The 6,066-nt window shown below is 63.5% G+C and carries 7 protein-coding genes and 1 pseudogene; 6 read left to right on the forward strand and 2 right to left on the reverse strand.

The annotated features are described in order from the left end of the window. Position 1 precedes the first annotated feature (1 nt). From CWS72_RS16135 to CWS72_RS16145, 3 genes are all read left to right on the forward strand, one after another. Complete coding sequence (locus CWS72_RS16135; RefSeq protein WP_101251652.1) at positions 2-706, forward strand: ABC transporter ATP-binding protein; 705 nt, start codon at positions 2-4, stop codon at positions 704-706. 301 nt (positions 707-1,007) lie between these two features. Further along, complete coding sequence (locus CWS72_RS16140; protein WP_101251653.1) at positions 1,008-1,796, forward strand: putative hydro-lyase; 789 nt, start codon at positions 1,008-1,010, stop codon at positions 1,794-1,796. Positions 1,797-1,800: 4 nt separating this feature from the next. Further along, positions 1,801-2,748, forward strand: coding sequence for a hypothetical protein (locus CWS72_RS16145; RefSeq protein WP_101251654.1), 948 nt, complete (start codon positions 1,801-1,803; stop codon positions 2,746-2,748). A gap of 9 nt (positions 2,749-2,757) precedes the next feature. On the opposite strand, the gene CWS72_RS16150 is transcribed toward CWS72_RS16145, so the two are convergent. Beyond that, positions 2,758-2,952, reverse strand: coding sequence for a hypothetical protein (locus tag CWS72_RS16150; RefSeq protein WP_101251655.1), 195 nt, complete (start codon positions 2,950-2,952; stop codon positions 2,758-2,760). A 247-nt stretch (positions 2,953-3,199) separates the two neighbouring features. Between CWS72_RS16150 and CWS72_RS16155 the strand changes: the two genes are divergently transcribed. Then, a complete protein-coding gene (locus CWS72_RS16155) occupies positions 3,200-3,589 on the forward strand; it encodes a helix-turn-helix domain-containing protein (protein ID WP_101251656.1) in 390 nt (129 codons plus the stop codon). A gap of 34 nt (positions 3,590-3,623) precedes the next feature. Here CWS72_RS16155 and CWS72_RS16160 read toward each other — a convergent pair whose 3' ends face one another. Further along, a complete protein-coding gene (locus CWS72_RS16160; protein WP_101251657.1) occupies positions 3,624-4,841 on the reverse strand; it encodes a UbiH/UbiF/VisC/COQ6 family ubiquinone biosynthesis hydroxylase in 1,218 nt (405 codons plus the stop codon). Between the two features lie 367 nt (positions 4,842-5,208). Between CWS72_RS16160 and CWS72_RS16165 the strand changes: the two genes are divergently transcribed. Continuing rightward, complete coding sequence (locus tag CWS72_RS16165) at positions 5,209-5,547, forward strand: P-II family nitrogen regulator (protein ID WP_101251658.1); 339 nt, start codon at positions 5,209-5,211, stop codon at positions 5,545-5,547. Between the two features lie 332 nt (positions 5,548-5,879). Beyond that, positions 5,880-6,066 (forward strand): annotated as a pseudogene (locus tag CWS72_RS28430) (ammonia channel protein); the annotation flags it as partial.

The following is a 6,066-nucleotide window of genomic DNA, read 5'->3' on the forward strand; positions in this document are numbered from 1 at the left end:
GGTGCTGGAGGTCAGCAATATCCGTGTCAGCTACCGCCGCGTTCCGGCGCTCCAGGGCGTCAGCTTCTCGCTGAAGGAAGGCGAGGTGGTGTCCATCGTCGGCGGCAACGGCAACGGCAAATCGACGACACTGCGCGCCATCGCCGGCCTCAATCCGCTGGACGAGGGCACCATCACCTTCAAGGGCCGGGATCTGGCCGGAATGCCTGCGCATGAACGGGTCCGCCAGGGTCTGGTGCTGGTCCCCGAAGGCCGGCGGCTGTTCCCCCGCCTGTCGGTCGAACAGAACCTGCGGCTCGGCGCCTTCACCCGCGACAAGCAGGCCGATATCCGCGACGGCCTCGACTTCGCCTATCAGACCTTTCCGGTACTCTCCGAACGGCGCCGCCAGCAGGCGGGAACCTTGAGCGGCGGCGAACAGCAGATGCTGGCCATCTGCCGAGGCCTGATGTCGAAGCCAGAGCTTCTGATGCTGGACGAACCATCCTGGGGCGTGGCGCCGAAGCTGGTGACCCGCATCCTGGAAACCATCCGCGACATCGCCAAGCGCGGCATCACCATCTTGCTGGTCGAACAGAACGTCCACCGCGCGCTGGAGATCGCCGACCGCGCCTATGTCATCCAGACGGGGCGCATCGTCATGGAGGGCAGCGGCAAGGAACTGCTCGCCAACGATCAGATTCGTCAGGCCTATCTGGGTATTTGAAGCAGCGGACGACGAGAGATCGAGTGGCACCGGCGTCCCTGCCCCCTGAAGTATTCCCTCTCCCCTTGTGGGAGAGGGCGGGGCCCGCGAAGCGGAAGGGTGAGGGGGATGCATGTGCAGAAAAATATGTTGGAACAGACAGTTGTCTTATGCCGCGCCGACGCCAAGCCCCCTCACCCGGCCGCTAAAGCGGCCACCCTCTCCCGCAAAGCGGGCGAGGGTTAATTAGCGCCCATCGGCAGGGACGCCTCGCAACACTCGGGCACCCGCCTTTTATCACGTTGAACGAAGGACGATCACCATGACCCAATCCTCGCTCACCCCCTTGGCCGAACGCCGGCGTATCCGTACGGGCGAGTTCGCCGGCCAGACCGCCGGGCTGGCGCCCGGCTATGTTCAGGGCAACCTGGCCATCCTGCCGGCCGACTACGCCAATGAATTCCTGCGGTTCTGCCAGGCGAACCCCAAGCCCTGCCCCCTGCTCGCCGTTTCCGAGCCGGGCGATCCGATGCTGCCCAGCCTGGGCGAGGACATCGATATCCGCACCGACGTGCCGCGCTACCGCGTCTTCCGCGACGGGCAACTGGACGACGAACCCGCCGACATCCGCTCGCTATGGCGCGACGATCTGGTCACCTTCCTCATCGGCTGCTCCTTCTCCTTCGAGGAGGCGCTGATCGCCGACGGCATCGTCCTGCGCCATGTGCGGATGAACCGCAACGTCGCCATGTACAAGACCTCCATTCCCTGCCGGTCGGCAGGGCGCTTCCACGGCACCATGGTGGTCTCCATGCGGCCCCTGAAGGCCGCCGACGCCATCCGCGCCGTGCAGATCACCTCGCGCTTTCCCAATGTTCATGGGGCGCCCGTGCATCTGGGCGATCCGGGACTGATCGGTATCCGCGACATTTCACAGCCGGAATTCGGCGAGGCGGTGCCGATCGAAGCCGGTGAGCTACCGGTGTTCTGGGCCTGCGGCGTCACTCCCCAGGTCGCCATCGCCAATGCCAAGCCGCCCCTGGCCATCACCCATCTCGGCGGCCATATGCTGATCACCGATCTGGTCAATTCACGCCTGGCGATGCTTTAAGCGCGTGTCCCTGCTCGCCCGCCTCACCCGGCATTCGACCGGCGCCATGGCGGCGGCGGTGACCATCGGCGTGGTCTGGCCGGCGGCCGCCCGGACGTTTCAGCCGCTGATCCAGCCGGCCGTGCTGCTGCTGCTGACCGGCTCGCTGATGCGCATTGACCTGGAGGCGCTGAGGCAAGCGTTGCGCCATCCGGCGGCGGCCCTCGCCGGGCTGTTCTGGGTCCTGGTCGCCGGCCCGGCGCTGGCGGCGCTGGCGGCGGCGGCCGGATGGCTGAACGGAGGCGTGGGCGAAGGCGTCCTCTTGAACGCGCTGGCGCCCCCATTGATGGCGGCACCGGCCCTTGCCCTGATCCTGGGCCTGGACTTCACCCTGGCGGTGGTGGTCACCGTCGTCTCCTCGCTGCTGTTTCCCATCGGGCTGGCGGTCACCGTCGGATTGGGATTGGGCGGCATGGCGGCGATTCCGGGCGGCGTGCTGGCCATCCTGCCCCGCGTGCTGCTGATGGTCGGCCTTCCCCTCGCCCTCGCCGTCGTCGGCAGGACTCTGCTGGGCACCGGGGGACTGGTCCGTCACCGCCAGGCCATCGATGCGGCCCAGGTGGCCCTGCTGCTGTTTCTCGCCGTGGCCCTGATGGATGGAGCCAACGGAGTATTCCGCGCCGGAACGGGACGGGCCATGGGGCTGCTGGCCGCCGCCTTTCTCTTCAATCTGCTGGGACAAATCGCCACCACCCTGGCCTTCCGGCTGCGCTGGGACAGCCGGCGGGCGCTGACCATGGGTTTGATGGGGGGCAACCGCAACATGGGATTGATGCTGGGTATCCTGACCGGTCTGGCCGGCCCGGATTTCGCCGCTTACGTCGCCTTTGCCCAGATTCCCATCTACACGCTGCCGGCCGTCAGCAAATTCCTGTTGCGGCACTATTTTCCGGATTGGGGATCGCGGATCTGAGGGACGCCCTCATTCCCGATCGTCGAGAATCTGGGGCAACAGCGTCCGTTTGCGGATAATTTCCGCCAGACGGTTGTCTCGTACCTCGACGACGATACCCCGGCGGCGGGCACGGACGACGCAGGCTTCGATGTCCTGGGCGAAGGCCAAAACATCCGCCTCGCCTTCGAAGGTACCCACGATGGTGGCCAGAATATCAAACATGCGTTTGACCCTCGTACTTCCCATCCGCGCGTGGAAAACCAAGGGCGGAGGGGATCTTAGACATTGCCGGCCGCCCACCTATTCTATAGAGCACAGCCGAATTCGTTCAGACATGGGCGGAGATAGTCAACTGATCCGCTTCTTTGAAACCCCACGTTACGGCTTACACCTATATCACGTTTTGTTGTTAATGAAAAATACGAATAGTTGTTGGCGCTAACATGGTCAGCCGGGCGAAAAAGTTCATATGGAAGGTCTCGGCGAAAAATTACGTCAACGGGCGCGCGAACTGGGTCTCACGGATACCGAAGTGGCGCGGCGGCTTGGCCTCAGCCAAGCCCGCTATGCCCACTATGTGAACGACAAGCGCGAGCCCGATTTCCGGACGTTCATCGGCATCTGCCGCATTCTGTCCATCTCGCCCGACCGGTTGTTCGGGTTCGCCGAATCCCCCCATCCGCCGGGCCTCGATGAGCCACCCGCCCCGTCCGAACTGGGCGGGTGGGGCACTCCCGAACAGGAAGCCGCCAATCTGCGCGACCGCATCAAGGCCGCCGCGGAAGCCATGACGGTGCCGACATTACGCACGGCCGCCACCGTCATGGATGCGCTGGTCCGCGTCCAATCCGAGAAATAGCCCGGATTTCTTCGCCATCGGCCGGGAAAAAAGTCTAAAGCGCCTGACCTTTCAACAGCCGGGGCAACTCGCCCACCAGACCCATGGCGTGTCGCATGAAGAAGCGCTTCAGCGGGCCGGCGCGATTGACGGCGGCGAGACCGAAATCGCGGGCCACCCGGAGAGCCGGCCGTTCGTTGGAGAACAGCCTGACCAGGGCGTCGGTCAGCCCCAGCATCAATAGATTGTCGAAACGCCGCCAACGGGCATAGCGGGCCAGAACCGAACCATGGCCGAGATCGAGGCCCAACCGTTTGGCGTCGACCAGCACTTCGGCGAGAGCGGCGACGTCGCGCAAACCCATGTTCATGCCCTGCCCGGCGACGGGATGCATGCCATGCGCCGCGTCGCCTACCAGGACCAGGCGATGCGCGCTGTAGGCGTTGGCGAATTGCAGCGATAGAGGATAGGAGAACCTGGGGCCTTCGATCGCGATATCGCCCAGGAAATCACCGAAGCGGCTGGACAGTTCGGCCAGGAAGGCGTCGTCGTCCTGTTTCAGGATGGCTGGGGCCAGATGGGACTTTTCCGTCCAGACGACCGAGGACCGGTTACCCGGCAGCGGCAGGATGGCGAACGGTCCGGCGGGCAGGAAATGTTCATGGGCGGTGTTGCGATGGCTTCTGGAGTGCGCCACCGTGCAGACGATGGCCGTCTGGTCGTAGGCCCATTTGGTGACGCCGATTCCCGCCCCTTCCCTGGTCGGCGAGGCACGTCCGTCGGCGGCGACGACGAGAGCGGCGGAGAACCGGGTGCCGTCGGCAAGATGGGCGACCACGCCGCCGGCTTGCCGTTCCAGCGAGGTCAACCGGGCCGGAGCGAAGATCCGGACCCGCGGCAGTTCGGCGAGCCGATCGCGGATGGCCTTGCGGATGGCCCGGTTTTCGACGATCCAGCCGAAAGGCTCGTCGCCGATCGCCTGATGGTCATAATGCAGGAACAACGGCGAATGACCGTCGGAAACCCTGATCTGCTCGATCGCCGCGGCGGACGGCGCGATGGCCGGCCATAATCCGATGGCGGCCAGTGCCCGTTGGGGAGCCAGCGCGATGGCCGAGGCGCGGCCGTCGAAAGCCTGATCGACGGCAAGGTTCGGATTCTCGGAGTCAACGACGGCGACGGAAATTCCGGCCGATGCCAGCGCGACCGCCAGGGGTCCGCCGATCAGGCCGCCGCCGACGATGAGAACATCTATACGGATATCTTCTTTCATGGGCGAGAGAATGGCCGCTTTTTTTCCACCTCTCAAGCCTTCGCGAGCGGATATCCCCGCGCATTCACCGGGTAGCGCCGGAATTGCTGCTTTTTCGGGCGGCAGCCGCCCCTTAGAAAGCCTAAAAAAAAGGCATGAATTCTTTCCACTGGACGAACGGACCGCCGCTTCCCAGCTATGAAAAGATAAAAAGTCCTCACGATCCGCCACTTTTCAAAAACCGGCACGATCCTTGAAAAGGACTACTCCGCGCGGATCGATGGCAAAAGCATTGCGGATGGATCAACTGCTGGCTTTCCCCGGACCCGGCGACGCAGGACGGGATACCGCGCGATGTCGGAAGGCCGGATAGGACGAGGACCAAACGATGAAACTAGTCGTCGCGATCATAAAACCATTCAAACTGGACGAGGTCCGCGAGGCCTTGACCCCCCTTGGCATCCAGGGCGTGACCGTAAGCGAGGTCAAGGGATTCGGGCGCCAGAAAGGCCAGACCGAAATCTATCGGGGCGCGGAATATATGGTGAATTTCCTGCCCAAGGTGAAAATCGAAGTGGCGGTCAACGACGACATCGCGCCGCGAGTCGTCGAGACCATTCAAACGGCGGCCCATACCGGCAAGATCGGTGACGGCAAGATCTTCGTCTTCGAACTGGTTCAGGCCATTCGCATCCGTACCGGCGAAACCAACGCGGATGCTCTCTAGCACGACCTCTTTACTCGGTTACTTCCTGTCTCCTCCCAAACTCGGCCCGGAAGGTACTGCCTTCCGGGCGTTTTTTTGGGATCCGTCCACCCACACCCTTGCTTAAAAATGCGGCAGCGGCATGACGGTCATGCCTAATGCCGCATCATGAAAAGCGGTCGTCGCGGTCAAATTTCCCTTTTTTTTCAGAGAAATGGCTGACTTTCGCGGCTTGGCATGGTTCTTGTTACTGAGCGGGCAAGTCGCTGCGCCGAATGCGTCGGAAAAAGCTTACGCCGTTGGGCACCGCAGATGGCTCGAATGAACGTTTTTTGGGACCTTCGGGGGTGACCATGAAGAGTATTACGAGGAGTTTGGTATTTGGCGGGAGCCTTGCGTTAGGGCTGACGGCGCTGGCGGGAGTTGGCGTTGCGCAGGAGGCTGCTCCTGCTGCGGACGCGGCGGCTGCGGCGCCTGTTTTGGACAAGGCGGACACGGCGTGGATGCTGACGTCGACGGCCTTGGTCCTTCTGATGACGA

This window comes from Telmatospirillum siberiense (assembly GCF_002845745.1).
Lineage (GTDB): Bacteria > Pseudomonadota > Alphaproteobacteria > Rhodospirillales > Magnetospirillaceae > Telmatospirillum > Telmatospirillum siberiense.

Excerpts from the sequence above, each read along its gene's own strand:
- CWS72_RS16140 (WP_101251653.1), top strand. The coding sequence starts at position 1,008 with ATGACCCAATCCTCGCTCACCCCCTTGGCCGAACGCCGGCGTATCCGT.
- CWS72_RS16150 (WP_101251655.1), bottom strand. The coding sequence starts at position 2,952 with ATGTTTGATATTCTGGCCACCATCGTGGGTACCTTCGAAGGCGAGGCG.
- CWS72_RS16155 (WP_101251656.1), top strand. The coding sequence starts at position 3,200 with ATGGAAGGTCTCGGCGAAAAATTACGTCAACGGGCGCGCGAACTGGGT.
- CWS72_RS16160 (WP_101251657.1), bottom strand. The coding sequence starts at position 4,841 with ATGAAAGAAGATATCCGTATAGATGTTCTCATCGTCGGCGGCGGCCTG.
- CWS72_RS16165 (WP_101251658.1), top strand. The coding sequence starts at position 5,209 with ATGAAACTAGTCGTCGCGATCATAAAACCATTCAAACTGGACGAGGTC.